The following is a 15,725-nucleotide window of genomic DNA, read 5'->3' as shown; positions in this document are numbered from 1 at the left end:
GACCGGGCAGAGTCCGGTCGCCCTGATTATAGCAAGGGGATGTTTTCCTTGCAGAAGGCTGCACCGACTCAGCGTATGCCGTCGGTGACGCCGTCCTTGTAGAGTCCGTAGGCTTCCGGCGCATACAACGACTTCACCAGCCACCCGGCCTTCTGGTCGTAGATGAAGTTGTAGTCGTAGACGCGGACCGGCCATTTGAGCTGGCAGGTCTTGTCGTCGATATCGAACTTTTCGATGTACTGACTGTCCTTGGTTTTCTTCAACTCCTGGCGGAACTGCATCTCCGCGCCGAACAGATCGCCGTAGTTGTCGTTGAAGGCGGCCTTGGTTACGCGCAGCGGCCGGTCGCCGTCAAACGGAGACAGCAGCAGTAAGGGAAATTTATACAGCCGCGCCGACGTGCCCGGCTCGTCCTGCAGCGCCGCCGCACGCACGGTGATCCATGCGGCACGCAGGCTGTCCGGCGTGGGCGCCCGGCAAGCCAGCGTCGAGCTCGATACGGCAGCCAGTAACAGTGCGATCAGAGGTTTCATCATCACGCAGTACTAAGGTGTAACGGGTGCCGCGCGTTTCGGTTCCCAGAGTTCGATCTTATTCCCTTCCAAATCGAGTATCCATGCGAAGCGGCCGTTCGGGTCGTCGTCGGTGCGCTTCAGGATGGCGACGCCTTTCGCTTCCAGCCGCGCGAGGAAGGCGTCCATGTCGTCGACCGCGTAGTTGATCATGAACTCGCTGGTCGATGGCGCGAAGTATTTCGTCGAGGCCGGGAACGTACTCCAGATCAGCGCCGGTGGATGCTGGGGCGCGTCGTAGCGCAGCTTGGCGCCGCCCCACACTTCCAGCGGCATGCCCAGCACATCGCGATACCAGGCCGCCAGCGCCTTCGGGTCCTTGGCCTTGAAGAACACACCGCCCACACCGGTGATGTGCCCCGCTGGTTCGGCAGCGGCTGCGTTGCCCCGGGCAACCGTCATCAGAACTCCCATGCATAGCACCGCTATTGTTCGCATCGCCATTACCGTGCTCCTCTCACAGGCCAGCCGATATGCGCAGCGCGGCGCAGGCTGGCCTTGACCACCATGCGATGAAAGGGGGCGATGAAAAATATGTAGACCCGCCCCAGCAGATTATGGCAATGGACCACCGTCGAGAGGGTCAGTTCACGCCCGCTGTCGGCCTCCGGCCCGCCGCTGCACAGGATCGATAAGCGGAAATCAAGATGCGTGTCGTCCTCCCCCACCACAACCTCGGTTGCGCTGGTGCGGTAGACCTTGAAGATACCTAGCCGTTCAGCCTTCGCATCCTGCGCCAGCGTGGCCAGATGCCTGGCCGTCTTCAGACCAAAGCCGGCAACGATCAGATCGCGAAGATTGAGGAGTTTCCCGATCCATGCAGGCTGGTGCGCAAAGATGAACCGGGCCAGCAGATCCGGATCATCGGAGGCGCCGGACGGCAGCCTGATTGCAAATGCGTCGGCCAGGTTGACCGACTGGTAGAGGTGGGTGATGCTGGACTGCGCGGGAAGCGCAACCGGTGTTGCAAAGCTGAGTTCGATCGGCATGTGAGCCTTCCTAAAATCTGAAGCGCAAAGGGACGCCCCATGGGCGGAACGTCAGAATATTGCAGGAACTATAACATCAAAAACCGGACACTTCACGCAGCTGTCCAATCACGTTTGCGACAGCAGCATCACCAGCTTCAGGTCGTGCCGCTTGGCCAGATGCAGCGTCACTTGATTGAGGTCCAGATCGCCTCGCAGCGGATGGCGGAAGCGGCGCAGGCCACCTTCCCTGCCGACCACGTCCTGCAAGGTCCACAGTTCGGCGAAGCTCGCGCTGGCGTCGGACAGTTCGGCGATCAGCCCGGCCAGCGCTTGCTCGCTGGCATGGCGGCCGATGTCGGCGCGGAACTCGGCCACCAGCCGTCGGGCACGCTCCGGCCAGTCGACGATCAGCTCGCGCGCGGCGGCACTGACGAACATGTAGCGCAGCAGATTGGGCCGCGACCGTGCCTGCGGGTGCGGCGGCAGCCAGCCGGCAAACAGCTGCGCCGCCTGCGGGTTCCACGCCACCGCATCCCATTGCCGGTCCAGGATGTAGGCCGGCGCATCGATGGCCGCGACAATCGCGTCCAGCGCCTCTTCCGCGCTGCCACCGTCTTCGTCGTGATGCGGGTCGAGCCGGTCGGCCAGGCTGAACAGGTAGGCGCGCTCGGCGGCCGACAGACGCAGCACTTCCGCCAGCCGCGCCAGCATCTTGCCCGACGCCTGCACGTCCCTGCCCTGCTCCAGCCAGGTCAGCCAGGTCGGGCTGACGTCGCACAACTGCGCCAGTTCTTCGCGCCGCAGGCCGGGCGTGCGGCGCCGTCCGCCGCCCGGCAGGCCGACGCTGCCGGGCAGGGTGCGCTCGCGATGGGAGCGGATGAATTCACCGAGTTTGCTATGCATGGTAGTTCTTATACCAGGATAAGTACTTGTCTTGTTACAGGATAAAAACACGCCTATTCTGCCCTGACTCGCCCATTTTTGGAGAAAAACATGAAACAGCAAGCCGTCGTCGCCCAGCAGTTCGGCCATACCGCCAGCGCCTACCTGACCAGCACCGTCCACGCGCAAGGCGCCGACCTAGCCGCGCTGCGCGAGGTCGCCCGCCTGCTGGGGCCGCATCCGACGGTGCTGGACCTGGGCTGCGGCGCCGGCCACGCCAGCTTCGCCGTGGCGCCGGTGGCCAAGTCGGTGACGGCGTTCGACCTGTCGGCGGAAATGCTGGCCGTGGTGGCCGGCGCCGCCAGCGAACGGGGGCTGGACAACATCGCCACGCAGCAGGGCAACGTCGCCAGCCTGCCGTTTGCGGACGCCTCGTTCTGCATGGTGGTCACGCGCTTCTCGGCGCATCACTGGCTGGATGTGCCGGCCGCGCTGCGCGAAGTGAAGCGGGTGCTGAAGAAAGGTGGCGTGCTGGTCGTGATCGACATCACCGCGCCGGAAAACCCGCTGCACGACACCACCTTGCAGGCGGTCGAACTGCTGCGCGACGCTTCGCATGTGCGCGACTACCGGCCGTCCGAATGGCTGGCGATGCTGGCGGACGCCGGCTTCACCTGCGAGCGCGCCGGCGACTGGAAGCTGGAGATGAAGTTCGACGAGTGGACCGCCCGCATGCGCACGCCGGCCGAGCGCGTGACGGCGATCCGCAGCCTGTTCGCGACCGCGCCCGAAGAGACGCTGCAATACTTCGCCGTGCAGGCCGATTGCTCGTTCTCGATCGACTCGACCTTGTTCAAGGCCAAGCACGATTTCGGCGATATCTATTGACGTCCACCTCGGCGGCGCGCTGACGAACCGGGATATACTTTACGGACGTCCAGGGAGAATGCGATGCCGCGCGATGTGCCATCGGAACCGCGCAGTTGGCTGTTGGAACGCCGCTGCACACTGACCCAGCGCCAGTTGGTGCTGGTGTTTGCGTCGCTGTGCGTGCCGTCGGCGCTGGTGGCGTTGGCGTTCCTGTGGCAGGGTTACTGGTATGTGCTGGTATACGCCACGCTGGAGCAGGCGGCGCTGGCCGCTTGCCTGCACTACTGCGCGCGCCACCGGGGCGATTACGACCGCATTGCGATTTCCCCCGGCGCCATCGTGGTGGAGCAATGCCGGGGACGCAAGCGCAGCGAGCTTCGACTGCATCCACGCACCACCCGACTGCTGCCGCCACGGCGCGACAGCGATCTGATCCATCTAGAGGACTGCGGCGAGCAGGTGGAACTCGGCCGCTTTATCGGCGCGGCCCAGCGGCGCCGGCTGGCCGATGAACTGGCCGTCTGCCTGCGCGTGCAGGGTTACTGATCCGCCTTCAAGGCCAGCAAGGCCGCGCGCAGCATGCCGCAGATTTGCGGATCGGCGCGCATCGCCTCTTTGCTCAGGTTGGCGCCCAGCAGCGGCAGGGTGATCGACGCCGCTTCGACCACGCGGGCCGACATCACGGTGATGGTTTCACGCAGCGAGGCGTAGGCATGGGTGGCGCGCGGCGAGGCGTTCAGCAGCGCCACCGGCTTGTCGATGAAGGACTCGTTGCCAACCATCCAATCGAGGCCGTTCTTGATGGCGCCGGTCACGCCGTGCGCGTATTCCGGGCTGGCGATCACCACCGCATCGGCGGCCAGCAAAGCTTCACGCAGCGCGGCGACTATCGGTGACGGCTCGGCGATATCCGGGTTAAACAGTGGCAGCTGGCCCAGGTCCTGATACAGCTGCACCTCGATGCCAGGCGGCGCCACATCGGCCATCACACGCAACAGCATCGAGTTAATGGATGCAGCCCGCAGACTGCCGGAGATGGCTAGAATTTTCATTGCTTCGCGATAAGACAAAAACGGCGCCGAGGCGCCGTTTCGTTACTGCATCAAACCAGTCCGGCGATTACGCCTGGGCCAGCAGGGTTTCTGCGTTCGACACTTCGAACTTGCCGCCCTGCTCGATGTTGAGCTGGGTCACGACACCGTTCTCAACCAGCAGCGAGTAGCGCTGCGAGCGGGTGCCCATGCCGAACTTGCTGAAGTCGGCGTCCAGGCCCAGGGCCTTGGAGTAAGCGGCGTTGCCGTCGGCCATCATACGGACGGTGCCGGTGGCTTTCTGGTCGCGGCCCCACGCGCCCATGACGAAGGCGTCATTGACCGAGATGCACCAGATTTCGTCGACGCCCTTGGCTTTCAGGTCGGCGGCGTGCTTGACGTAGCCTGGCACGTGCTGTGCCGAGCAGGTCGGGGTGTAGGCGCCCGGCAGGCCGAAGATCGCGATCTTCTTGCCCTTGACCAGGTCTTGTACGTTGAACGTGTTCGGGCCCAGCGAGCAGCCTTCGGTTTCGGTTTCGATGAATTCGGACAGGGTGCCTTCTGGCAGGGTGTCGCCAATCTTGATGGTCATGGATGACTCCTTTTATAAATGTTGAACGTAAAAAAGCCGCGCCCAGGCGCGGCTTTCACCGGCTTAGAGCCAGCAGTATGCCTTAATCCGCCTGCTTGCGCAGGAAGGCAGGAATGTCGTACGTTTCCATGCCATTCTTTTCCATCGCGCGCACCTGCTCGGAAGCCGATTCGCGACGCCATACGGCCGGCGCCTTCATGCCGTCGAAGGCCGGCGATGCGCCGCCGCCCATGCCGCTGGTCGCGCCCATCGAGACCGACGACGAAGCCGCGCCGCCCAAGGCGGCCGATGGCATCATCGGGCTGTTGTGGGTGCCGGTGCGCAGCATTTGCTGAGGAACCAGCTGCACATGCTTCTTGGCCTTGCCCAGGCCGGTGGCGACCACGGTGACGCGGATGTCGTCGCCCATGTTGTCGTCGTAGGCGATACCCTGGGCGATCGACGCGTCCGGCGCGGCGAAGGCGCGCACGGCGGCCATGACTTCCTTGATCTCCTTACCCTTCAGGCCACGCGAGGCGGTCACGTTGACCAGCACGCCACGGGCGCCCGACAGGTCGACGCCGTCCAGCAGCGGCGACGCCACGGCCTGCTCGGCGGCGATGCGCGCGCGGTCGACGCCGGACGCGGTCGCGGTGCCCATCATGGCCTTGCCCTGCTCGCCCATGATGGTCTTGACGTCGTTGAAGTCGACGTTGATGTGGCCCGGCACGTTGATGATCTCGGCGATACCGGCGACCGCGTTGTTGAGCACATCGTCGGCGTGTTGCAGCCAGTCGATCAGCGATTCGTCTTCGTAGATCTCTTCCAGCTTCTCGTTCAGGATCACGATCAGCGAGTCGACGTGGGCCGACAGCTGCTCCAGGCCTTCGTCGGCGATGTCCATGCACTTCTGGCCTTCGTGCGAGAACGGCTTCGACACCACGGCCACGGTCAGCGCGCCCAGCGACTTGGCGATTTCCGCCACGATCGGTGCGGCGCCGGTGCCGGTGCCGCCGCCCATGCCTGCGGCGATGAACACCATGTGCGCGCCGCGCAGCGCGTCTTCGATGCGCGAGCGCGATTCCTCGGCCAGCTTGCGGCCGACGTCGGGCTTCATGCCGGCGCCCAGGCCGGTCTCGCCGATCTGGATCACGTTGTCGGCCTTGGAGGTCGACAGCGCCTGCGCATCGGTATTCGCGGCGATGAATTCGACGCCCGACATACCCTTGTTGATCATGTGTTGAACTGCATTGCCACCTGCGCCGCCGACTCCGACGACCTTGATGACGGTGCCCAAAGCTGCGTTATCGACCATATCAAACTCCATGATGTGACTCCCTATCAGAATGCGGTTTTCAAGCGCCAGTCCTCATATCGTTAGAAGAACTGGGGATTGAAAACTGCGGTTTTAATATAAATAGTTTATAAAAATAAGCTTAGAAATTACCCAAGAACCATTCTTTCATGCGCTGCCATACTGCCTTCACCGAACCATCCTGCCGCGTGACGATATGGCCACGCAGGTACTGCTTTTTCGCTTCCAACAACAGGCCAAGCACGGTCGCGTAGCGCGGGCTGCGCACCACGTCGGCCAGCTGGCCACGGTAGTCCGGCGTGCCGAGGCGCGCCGGTTTGAGGAATATGTCTTCCGCCATCTCGACCATGCCCGACATGATCGCGGTGCCGCCGGTCAGCACGATGCCCGAGGACAGCACGCCTTCGTAGCCCGACTCGCGCACCACCTGGTGCACCATGGCGAACAGCTCTTCGACGCGCGGCTCGATCACGGCGGCCAGCGCCTGGCGCGACAGGTTGCGCGGACCGCGGTCGCCCAGGCCCGGCACTTCCAGCGATTCGCCCGGATCGGCCAGCACCTGCTTGGCCACGCCGTAGCGGATCTTGATCTCTTCCGCTTCCGAGGTCGGGGTGCGCAAGGCCATCGCGATGTCGTTGGTGATCTGGTCGCCGGCGATCGGGATCACGGCGGTGTGGCGGATCGCGCCGTCGGAGAACACGGCAACGTCGGTGGTGCCGCCGCCGATGTCGATCAGCACCACGCCCAGCTCCTTCTCGTCCGGCGTCAGCACCGCGTCGGCCGATGCCATCGGCTGCAAAATCAGGTCGGACACTTCGAGGCCGCAACGGCGCACGCACTTGACGATGTTCTGCACCGCCGACACGGCGCCGGTGACGATGTGGACTTTGACTTCCAGGCGGATGCCGCTCATGCCGATCGGCTCGCGCACGTCTTCCTGGCTGTCGACGATGAATTCCTGCGGTACCGTGTGCAGCAGCTGCTGGTCGGTCGGAATGTTAACCGCCTTTGCCGTTTCGATGACGCGCGCCACGTCGGTGGCCGTCACTTCCTTGTCCTTGATGGCCACCATGCCGCTGGAATTGAAGCTGCGGATATGGCTGCCCGCGATGCCGGCGTAGACATTGCGGATCTTGCAGTCGGCCATCAGCTCCGCTTCTTCCAGCGCGCGCTGGATCGATTCGACGGTCGCTTCGATGTTGACCACCACGCCCTTCTTCAGGCCTTTCGATTCGTGCTGGCCCAGCCCGATCACCTCGTGGCGTCCATCGCCCATCACCTCGGCCACCACGGCCACCACTTTCGAGGTGCCGATGTCGAGGCCAACGATCAGGTTTTTAGCGTCTTTAGTCATTTATCTCTGCCTACTGTATTTTTTTCTTCACGATCGGTTTTGGCTTGGCTCCCTCGGCCGGAATCTTCAATCCCGTCGCACTCAGTGCCAGCCCATTCTGGTAACGCATATCGATGGTCTCGATGTTCTGCAAGTGCTCCACCAGCTGCGGATAAATTCCCATCAGGCGGTCCACCCTTTCCTTCAACGTGGTGCTGGTCTGTTCCCGCCCCAGCGCCACGCTCATGCCGTTATTCAGCTTCACCGTCCATGCATAGCGTCCCGACAGCGACAACGACTCCGGCACCAGCTTGAGCGGCGCGAACCAGGTGCGCAGCTCGTCGTAACGCGACAGCACTTCCTTCTCGCTGCCTTCCGGTCCGTCGAACTCCGGCAGCACATGGTCCTCTTCCGCCTCGGCCAAGTTGGCGGTGAACGACTCGCCCTTGGTCGACAACAGCTTGCCGTCCTCGCCCCACGTGCCCAGCGCCTCATGCTCTTCCAGCGCCACGATCAGCTGGTCCGGCCATTCGCGGCGCACCGTTGCGCGGCGCACCCACGGCACCGATTCAAACGCCTGGCGCACCGCATCCAGATTCGTCGTGAAGAAGTTGCCCTTGATGCGGCCCAACGCGTTGCTACGCAGCGTCAGGTGATTCACATGCTTTAACTCGTCCTGCCCGATCGTCTCGATACGGATGGTGCGCAGGGTGAACATCGGCCGCTGCGCCACCCACCACACGCCTGCGGCGATGGATGCCAACACCGTCAAGGCGAAAATGCCGCTGGCGGTCGCATTCAAGGCTTTAGCGTCTTGCCACATCTCCTTGCTTAACCCTTCATCTTCAGGCGCGCCGTGCGCAGGATTTCCACGCACAGGTCTTCATAGCTGATGCCTTCCGCGCGCGCCGCCATCGGCACCAGCGAGTGGCCGGTCATGCCCGGCGAGGTGTTCACCTCCAGCAGGAACGGCTTCTGGTCGCTCTCGCGCAGCAGGAAGTCGACCCGTCCCCAGCCCTCGCAACCGATGGCGCGGTAGGCCAGTACGGCCAGGCGCTGCATCTCCTGCGTCAGCGCATCCGGCAGCACGGCCGGGCAGAAATACTTGGTGTCGTCGGTGAAGTACTTGTTCTGGTAATCGTAATTGCCTTGCGGCGCCACGATCTCCACCACCGGCAGCGGACGCGCGGTGGCGCCGGAGCCCAGCATGGCGACTGTGAACTCGCGGCCGGTGACGAATTCCTCGGCCAGCACCGAGTCGTCCAGCGCGGCGGCGATATCGAAGGCGGCCTTGAATTCATTGGCGGCGCTGACCTTGGTGATGCCGATGGTCGAGCCCTCATGCGGCGGCTTGACGATCAGCGGCAGGCCCAGGTCGGCCGCTACGGCGTCCAGGTCGGAGCCGGCGATGGCTGCTGCACTGAGCACCGCGTAGCGCGGTGTCGGCAGGCCGGCGGCCAGCCAGACGATCTTGGTGGTGATCTTGTCCATGCCCACCGAGCTGGCCATCACGCCGCTGCCGGTGTAGGGAATGCCCAGCAGTTCCAGCGCGCCTTGCAGGCTGCCGTCTTCGCCGAAGCGGCCGTGCAGCGCGATGAACACGCGGTCGAATTTTTCGGCGGCCAGTTCGGCCAGCGTGCGCACGCCGGTGTCGAACAGGTGGGCGTCGATGCCCTTGCTTTGCAGGGCCGCCAGCACGCCGTTGCCGGACATGATGGAAACGTCGCGCTCGGCGGAACGGCCGCCGTACAGCACGCCGACCTTGCCGTAAGCTTTTGCGTCAACAGGAGTAAGGTGATTCACTTTCAGACCTTTGGATAGTTAGTCAGTTTGGCAGGGACGCCGCTGATCGAGCCTGCGCCCATGGTCATGACGACGTCGCCGTCGCGTACCACGCCCATGATGGTTTCCGGCATATCGCCGATCGCCTCTACAAATATCGGTTCGGTCTTGCCGCGTGCGCGCAGCGCATGCGCCAGCGCGCGGCCGTCGGCGGCCACGATCGGCGCTTCGCCGGCGGCGTAGACTTCGGCCAGCACCAGCACGTCGACGGTGCCCAGCACTTTGACGAAATCTTCAAACAGGTCGCGCGTGCGGCTGTAGCGGTGCGGCTGGAAGGCCAGCACCAGGCGTCGGCCGGGATAGGCGGCGCGCGCGGCGGCGGTGGTCACTTCCATTTCCAGCGGGTGGTGGCCGAAGTCGTCCACCAGCGTGAACGTGCCTCCACCAGGAATCGCGACATCGCCGTATTTGGTGAAGCGGCGGCCGACGCCGGCGAAGGCGGCCAGGCCGGCCTGGGTGTCCTTGTCGTCGATGCCGATCTCGCGCGCGATGGCGATGGCCGAGCAGGCGTTCTGCACGTTGTGCAGGCCGGGCTGGTTCAGCACCACGTCCAGGTCGGGATAGCCTTCCTGGATCACGGTGAAGTGCATCTCGACGCCGACCGCGCGGGCGTTCACGGCGCGTACTTCGGCGTCCTCGTGGAAGCCGTAGGTGGTCACCGGCTTGGTCACCTGCGGCAGTATCGAGCGTACGTGCTGGTCGTCGATGCACAGCATGGCGCGGCCGTAGAACGGCAGGCGGTGCGTGAAGCTGACGAAGGCCTGCTTGAGCTTTTCGAAATCGTGCTCGTAGGTTTCCATGTGGTCGGCGTCGATGTTGGTGATCACTTCGATCATCGGCGTCAGGTTCAGGAACGATGCATCCGATTCGTCGGCTTCGGCCACCAGGTATTCGCCGGTGCCCAGCTTGGCGTTGGCGCCGGCGGCGGTCAGGCGGCCGCCGATGACGAAGGTCGGATCCAGGCCGCCCTGCGCCAGCACCGATGCGACCAGGCTGGTGGTGGTGGTCTTGCCGTGCGTGCCGGCGATGGCGATGCCGCGCTTCAGGCGCATCAACTCGCCCAGCATCACGGCGCGCGGAACGATGGGGATCTTGCGGCTGCGCGCAGCCACCACTTCCGGGTTGTCCTGCTGGACGGCGGTCGAGGTGACGACGGCGTCGGCGTCGCCGATGTTGGCGGCGGCGTGGCCCTGGAACACCGTGGCGCCCATGTCGGCCAGGCGCTGGGTGACGGCGTTGCTGCCCAGGTCAGAACCGGACACGGTGTAGCCGAGCGTCAGCAGCACTTCGGCGATGCCGCTCATGCCGCTGCCGCCGATGCCGACGAAGTGAATATTCTGTACTTTATGCTTCACGATTTCATTCTCATGCTAATTGTTCCAATACGGCCGCGATAGCGTCGTTCGCATCGCGCTTGCCGACACTGCGCGCCGCCGTAGCCATGGTCAGGCAGGCGCCGCGGGTCAGCGTTTCCAACAGCGTCGCCACACTCTGCGCGCTCATTTCCGATTGCGGCATGTGGATCGCCGCGTTCTGTTTCGCCATCCACTGCGCGTTGTCGCGCTGGTGGCTGGTGGTCGATGCGACCAGCGGCACCAGCACGCTGGCCACGCCGGCGGCGGTCAGCTCCGACATCGTGATCGCGCCGGCGCGGCAGATCACCACGTCGGCGTGGCTGTAGGCGGCGGCCATGTCGTCGATGAAGTCGACCACATTCGCTTCCACGCCCGCCTGCGCATACGCGGCGCGCAGCGCATCGATGTTCTTCTTGCCCGACTGGTGCGTCACCTGCGGACGCTGCGCGGCCGGGATCAGCGCCAGCGCGGCCGGCAGATTGTCGTTCAGCGCCTTGGCGCCCAGGCTGCCGCCCACCACCAGGATGCGCAGCGGACCTTCGCGGCCGAAGAAACGCAAGTCCGGCTCGGCCATGTCCAGGATCTCCTTGCGCACCGGGTTGCCGGTGACGACCGCCTTGCCGGCGGCCTTGCCAAAGTTGGCCGGGAAACCGAAGCACACGCGCTCGGCGAACGGCACCAGCGTTTTATTCGACAGCAGCAGCGCGGCGTCGGCATTGACCAGCACCAGCGGCACGCCGCGCAGGCGCGCCATCAGGCCGCCCGGCACGGTGACGTAGCCGCCCATGCCCAGCACCACGTCCGGCTTGCGGCTGCCGATGTAGCCGAAGCAGGCGGCGAAGGCCTTGACCATCTTCAGCGCGCCGCCCAGCGAGTGCTTCAAGCCCTTGCCGCGCATGCCGGTGAAGTCGATGCTGTCCATCGCGATGCCGTGCTTGGGCACCAAATCCTGTTCCATGCCGGTGGCGGTGCCCAGCCAGCTCACTTCCCAGCCGCGCGCGCGCAGCGTCTGCGCGATCGCCAGGCCTGGGAAAATGTGACCGCCGGTGCCGGCCGCCATGATCATCAATCGTTTCATAATCTGCCACCACGCATCAGGACCCGGTTCTCGTAGTCGATCCGGAGCAGGATCGCGAGTCCGACGCAGTTAATTACCACACCCGTGCCGCCATAGCTCATCAGCGGCAAGGTCAGGCCCTTGGTCGGCAGCAGGCCAAGGTTGACACCCATATTGATAAACGTCTGCACGCCGATCCAGATGCCGATGCCCTTGGCCGTCAGGCCGGCAAAGGTCTGGTCGATGGCGATGGCCTGGCGGCCGATGTCGAAGGCGCGCTTGATCAGCCAGTAGAACATCGCGATCACCACCAGCACGCCGGCCAGGCCGAGTTCTTCGCCGATCACCGCCAGCAGGAAGTCGGTATGCGCTTCCGGCAGGTAGTGCAGCTTTTCCACGCTGCCGCCCAGGCCAACGCCAAAAATCTCGCCGCGCCCGAAAGCGATCAGCGAGTGGGTCAGCTGGTAGGCCTTATTCAGTGCATTGTCTTCTTCCCACGGATTGAGGTAGGCGAAGTAGCGCTCGCGGCGGAATTTCGACAGCGCGATGATGGAGCCGAAGATCACCACCAGCACCGCGCCGATGCCGCCGAACCAGATGGCGTTGATCCCGCCCAGGAACAGGATGCCCATGGCGATGCAGACGATCACACCGAACGCGCCCAGGTCGGGTTCGAGCAGCAGCAACAGGCCGACGAAGCCGACCGCCGCCGCCATCGGCAGGAAACCCTTGGTCAGCTTGTGCATGTATTCCTGCTTGCGCACCGTGTAGTCGGCGGCGTACAGCACGGCGACCACTTTCATCAGCTCCGACGGCTGCACGTTGAATACCTTGAGCGACAGCCAGCGGCGGCCGCCGTTGACCACCACGCCGAGGCCGGGGATCAGCACCATCACCAGCAGCACCAGGGTGCCGATGAACAGGTACGGCGCGGCCTTCTGCAGGTCGCAGATGCGGACGCGGAACACGAACAGGCCGGCCAGCAGCGAGACGCCGATGAACATCGCCTGCCGCTGCACGAAGTAGGTATTCTGCCAGCGCACGTAGTTGGCGAACTTGGGCGAATCCGGCAGCGAGATCGAGGCCGAGTACACCATCACCATCCCGAGCAGCATCAGCAACAGCGTGACCCAGACCAGCGGCTGGTCGTATTCCATCATCTTCGATTGCCGCGCGCGGCTGTCCATCGACGGCGGCGTCGACTTGTCAGCAAAGCGGAACGGCATCTGGAAGGCCATCAGAGCTCCTGTCCTGCGTCGAGGGCGATCTCGCGCACGGTGTCGATGAACACCTGGGCGCGATGCGCGTAGTTCTTGAACATGTCCATGCTGGCGCAGGCCGGCGACAGCAGCACGGCGTCGCCGGCTTGCGCCAGCTCGCTGGCGCGCTTGACGGCTTGCGGCAGGTCGGTGCCGCAGTCTTCGATTTCATAGCCCAGGTCCGCAGAAGCTTCCAGCGCGGCGCGGATCTGCGGCGCGTCGCGGCCGATCAGCAGCACGGCGCGCACGTAGCGCGATACCGGTTCGGCCAGCGGCGTGAAGTCCTGGCCCTTGCCGTCGCCGCCCATGATGACCACCAGGCGCTGGTTGGCGCCGGTGAAGGCCTTGCCCAAGCCGCTCAAGGCGGCCACGGTGGCGCCGACGTTGGTGCCCTTGCTGTCGTCGTAGTATTCGACGTCGTTGATGGCGCTGACCAGTTCCACGCGGTGCGGCTGGCCGCGATACTCGCGCAGGCCGTGCAGCAACGGCGCCAGCGGCAGGTCGATGGCGCGGCACAGGGCCAGCGCGGCCAGCGCGTTGGCTGCGTTGTGCACGCCGCGGATTTGCAACGCGTCGGCCGGCATCAGGTTCTTGACCATGCATTCGACCGGCGGCGGCGGCGGATCGTTTTTCTTGCGCTTCTTCGGCTCGCCCTCTTCTTCCGACGGCACGGCGGTGGCCAGCCACAGCACGCCGCGTTCGCTGTTCAGGCCCAGGTCGTCGCGCAAGGTCGGCGCGTCGGTGCCGAAGGTGACGTTGGGGCCGGTGGCGCTGGCCATGCGCATCACGGTGGCGTCGTCGCGGTTCAATACGCGCACGGTGTCGGCGGCGAAGATGCGGTGCTTGGCGGCGGCGTAGGACGGCATGTCGCCGTGCCAGTCCAGGTGGTCCTGGGTCACGTTCAATACGGTGGCGGCGTCCGCCTCCAGCGTGAAGGTGGTCTGCAGTTGGAAGGACGACAGTTCCAATACCCATACTTCCGGCAGGGTGCCTGCGTCCATCACTTCGCGCAGCACGTCCAGCGCGGCGGGGCTGATGTTGCCGGCCACGCGCACGGTCTTGCCGGCGCGTTCGCACAGCTGGCCGACCAGGGTGGTGACGGTGGTCTTGCCGTTGGTGCCGGTGATGGCGATGATCTTGGGCGCGTAGCCGCGTTCATGCTCCAGCGACTCCAGCGCCTGGGCGAACAGTTCGATCTCGCCCCATACCGGCACGCCGGCGGCGGTGGCGGCCGGCGCGATCTCGGCCAGTTCGCGGTACGGCGCCAGGCCGGGGCTGACGGCGACGAAGTCCACGCCTTCCAGCAACGACGCGCCGAACGGGCCGGCGACGAAGTCAACTTCCGGCACGGCCGCGCGCAGCGCGGGCAGGCGCTCCGGCGCTTCACGGGTATCGGCCACGCGCACGCGCGCGCCGCTGCGGGCGAGCCACAGCGCCATCGCCAGACCGGATTCACCCAGTCCCAGTACCAGTGCGTTTTTGCCTTCGTAGATCATCAGCGCAGTTTCAAAGTAGAGAGACCGATCAGCACCAGCATCATCGTGATAATCCAGAAGCGCACGACGACCTGGGTCTCTTTCCAGCCTTTTTGTTCAAAGTGGTGGTGCAGTGGCGCCATCAGGAACACGCGGCGGCCGACGCCGTAGCGCTTCTTGGTGATCTTGAACCAGCCCACCTGGATAATCACCGACACCGTCTCGGCGACGAAGATGCCGCCCATGATGAACAGGACGATTTCCTGGCGCACGATGACGGCGAGGGTGCCCAGCGCGCCGCCCAGCGCCAGTGCGCCGACGTCGCCCATGAACACCTGGGCCGGGTGGGTGTTAAACCACAGGAAGGCCAGGCCCGCGCCGGCCAGCGCGCCGCAGAAGATGATCAGTTCGCCCGCGCCGGGAATGTGCGGGATGAACAGGTACTTCGAGTACGTGGCGTGGCCGGTCAGGTAGGCGAACAGGCCGAGCGCCGAGCCGACCATAATCGTCGGCATGATCGCCAGGCCATCCAGGCCGTCGGTGAAGTTAACGGCGTTGCTGGTGCCGACGATGACACAGTAGGTCAGCGCGATGAAGCCCCACACGCCCAGCGGGTAGCTGATGGTCTTGAAAAACGGTACGATCAAGTCGGCCTTGGGCGGCAGGTCCATCGAGAAGCCCGACTGCACCCAGGCGAAGAACAGCTCGAACACCTTGCCGGCGTTGGGCGCGGACACCGAAAACGCCAGGTACAGCGCGGCGCCGATACCGACCAGCGACTGCCAGAAGTATTTTTCCGCCGAACGCATGCCCTCGGGGTCCTGGCGCACCACCTTGCGGTAGTCGTCGACCCAGCCGACCGCGCCGAAGCCCAGCGTGACGACCAGCACCGGCCAGATAAAGCGGTTCGACAGGTCGCACCACAGCAGCGTCGAGACGCCGATGGAGATCAAGAGCAGCACGCCGCCCATGGTCGGGGTGCCGTGTTTTTTCAGGTGGGTCTGCGGACCGTCGGTGCGCACGGCCTGGCCGTACTTCATGGCGGTCAGCTTGCGGATCACGGCCGGGCCGGCCGACAGGCCGATCAGCAGCGCGGTCGCGGCGGCGAACACCGCGCGGAAGGTGATGAAGTTGAAGACCCGGAGTGGCCCGAGGTCCTGCTGAAAATACTGAGCGAGCCAGAGCAGCATGA

The 15,725-nt window shown here is 64.7% G+C and carries 17 protein-coding genes; 2 read left to right on the top strand and 15 right to left on the bottom strand.

Translation table 11 applies throughout. The annotated features are described in order from the left end of the window. Positions 1–68 precede the first annotated feature (68 nt). The 4 genes from V6M89_RS00690 to V6M89_RS00675 form a co-directional block, all read right to left on the bottom strand. Positions 69–536 (bottom strand): hypothetical protein, encoded by a 468-nt coding sequence (locus tag V6M89_RS00690; RefSeq protein WP_332851351.1) that lies wholly within the window; start codon positions 534–536, stop codon positions 69–71. A gap of 9 nt (positions 537–545) precedes the next feature. Continuing rightward, a complete protein-coding gene (locus V6M89_RS00685; RefSeq protein WP_332851350.1) occupies positions 546–974 on the bottom strand; it encodes a VOC family protein in 429 nt (142 codons plus the stop codon). Positions 975–1,015: 41 nt separating this feature from the next. Next, a complete protein-coding gene (locus tag V6M89_RS00680; RefSeq protein ID WP_332851349.1) occupies positions 1,016–1,561 on the bottom strand; it encodes a DUF2867 domain-containing protein in 546 nt (181 codons plus the stop codon). A gap of 108 nt (positions 1,562–1,669) precedes the next feature. After that, positions 1,670–2,446: a helix-turn-helix transcriptional regulator gene (locus tag V6M89_RS00675; RefSeq protein WP_332851348.1), complete on the bottom strand. Its 777-nt coding sequence runs from the start codon at positions 2,444–2,446 to the stop codon at positions 1,670–1,672. 90 nt (positions 2,447–2,536) lie between these two features. Between V6M89_RS00675 and V6M89_RS00670 the strand changes: the two genes are divergently transcribed. Next, entirely contained in the window at positions 2,537–3,313 is a 777-nt protein-coding gene (locus V6M89_RS00670; protein WP_332851347.1) for a class I SAM-dependent methyltransferase, read from the top strand. 63 nt (positions 3,314–3,376) lie between these two features. After that, a complete protein-coding gene (locus tag V6M89_RS00665; RefSeq protein ID WP_332851346.1) occupies positions 3,377–3,841 on the top strand; it encodes a DUF2244 domain-containing protein in 465 nt (154 codons plus the stop codon). On the opposite strand, the gene V6M89_RS00660 is transcribed toward V6M89_RS00665, so the two are convergent. The 11 genes from V6M89_RS00660 to mraY form a co-directional block, all read right to left on the bottom strand. Beyond that, complete coding sequence (locus V6M89_RS00660) at positions 3,835–4,347, bottom strand: NADPH-dependent FMN reductase (RefSeq protein ID WP_332851345.1); 513 nt, start codon at positions 4,345–4,347, stop codon at positions 3,835–3,837. The two genes, V6M89_RS00665 and V6M89_RS00660, sit on opposite strands and share 7 nt — an antisense overlap. 67 nt (positions 4,348–4,414) lie before the next feature. Beyond that, positions 4,415–4,918, bottom strand: coding sequence for a peroxiredoxin (locus tag V6M89_RS00655; RefSeq protein ID WP_332851344.1), 504 nt, complete (start codon positions 4,916–4,918; stop codon positions 4,415–4,417). Positions 4,919–5,000: 82 nt separating this feature from the next. Further along, positions 5,001–6,224, bottom strand: a complete 1,224-nt coding sequence (gene ftsZ / locus V6M89_RS00650; RefSeq protein ID WP_332851343.1) for a cell division protein FtsZ — start codon at positions 6,222–6,224, stop codon at positions 5,001–5,003. A 109-nt stretch (positions 6,225–6,333) separates the two neighbouring features. Next, a complete protein-coding gene (gene ftsA, locus V6M89_RS00645; RefSeq protein WP_332851342.1) occupies positions 6,334–7,566 on the bottom strand; it encodes a cell division protein FtsA in 1,233 nt (410 codons plus the stop codon). A gap of 10 nt (positions 7,567–7,576) precedes the next feature. Continuing rightward, a complete protein-coding gene (locus V6M89_RS00640; protein WP_332851341.1) occupies positions 7,577–8,368 on the bottom strand; it encodes a cell division protein FtsQ/DivIB in 792 nt (263 codons plus the stop codon). Positions 8,369–8,376: 8 nt separating this feature from the next. Further along, positions 8,377–9,348, bottom strand: a complete 972-nt coding sequence (locus tag V6M89_RS00635; RefSeq protein WP_332851340.1) for a D-alanine--D-alanine ligase — start codon at positions 9,346–9,348, stop codon at positions 8,377–8,379. 2 nt (positions 9,349–9,350) lie between these two features. Then, the gene (gene murC, locus V6M89_RS00630; RefSeq protein ID WP_332851339.1) at positions 9,351–10,742 is read right to left on the bottom strand and encodes a UDP-N-acetylmuramate--L-alanine ligase; all 1,392 of its coding nucleotides are present in this window, start codon (positions 10,740–10,742) and stop codon (positions 9,351–9,353) included. 10 nt (positions 10,743–10,752) lie between these two features. After that, positions 10,753–11,820 carry an undecaprenyldiphospho-muramoylpentapeptide beta-N-acetylglucosaminyltransferase gene (murG, locus tag V6M89_RS00625; RefSeq protein WP_332851338.1) on the bottom strand — a complete coding sequence of 356 codons (1,068 nt, stop codon included), beginning with the start codon at positions 11,818–11,820 and terminating at the stop codon, positions 10,753–10,755. Beyond that, entirely contained in the window at positions 11,817–13,037 is a 1,221-nt protein-coding gene (gene ftsW, locus V6M89_RS00620) for a putative lipid II flippase FtsW (RefSeq protein ID WP_332851337.1), read from the bottom strand. Before ftsW ends, murG begins: the two co-directional genes overlap by 4 nt. Further along, on the bottom strand, positions 13,037–14,554 hold the full coding sequence (gene murD, locus V6M89_RS00615) for a UDP-N-acetylmuramoyl-L-alanine--D-glutamate ligase (protein WP_332851336.1): 1,518 nt from the start codon (positions 14,552–14,554) through the stop codon (positions 13,037–13,039). The genes ftsW and murD overlap by 1 nt, the downstream gene beginning before the upstream one ends. Continuing rightward, positions 14,554–15,723, bottom strand: coding sequence for a phospho-N-acetylmuramoyl-pentapeptide-transferase (gene mraY / locus V6M89_RS00610; protein WP_332851335.1), 1,170 nt, complete (start codon positions 15,721–15,723; stop codon positions 14,554–14,556). The genes murD and mraY overlap by 1 nt, the downstream gene beginning before the upstream one ends. Positions 15,724–15,725: the final 2 nt, after the last annotated feature.

Origin of the sequence: Duganella sp. S19_KUP01_CR8 (assembly GCF_036688705.1) — a bacterium.
Classification (GTDB): Bacteria; Pseudomonadota; Gammaproteobacteria; order Burkholderiales; family Burkholderiaceae_D; genus Rugamonas.
The sequence above is the reverse complement of the archived record's forward strand: the minus strand, read 5'-3'. Positions and strand labels throughout refer to the sequence as shown.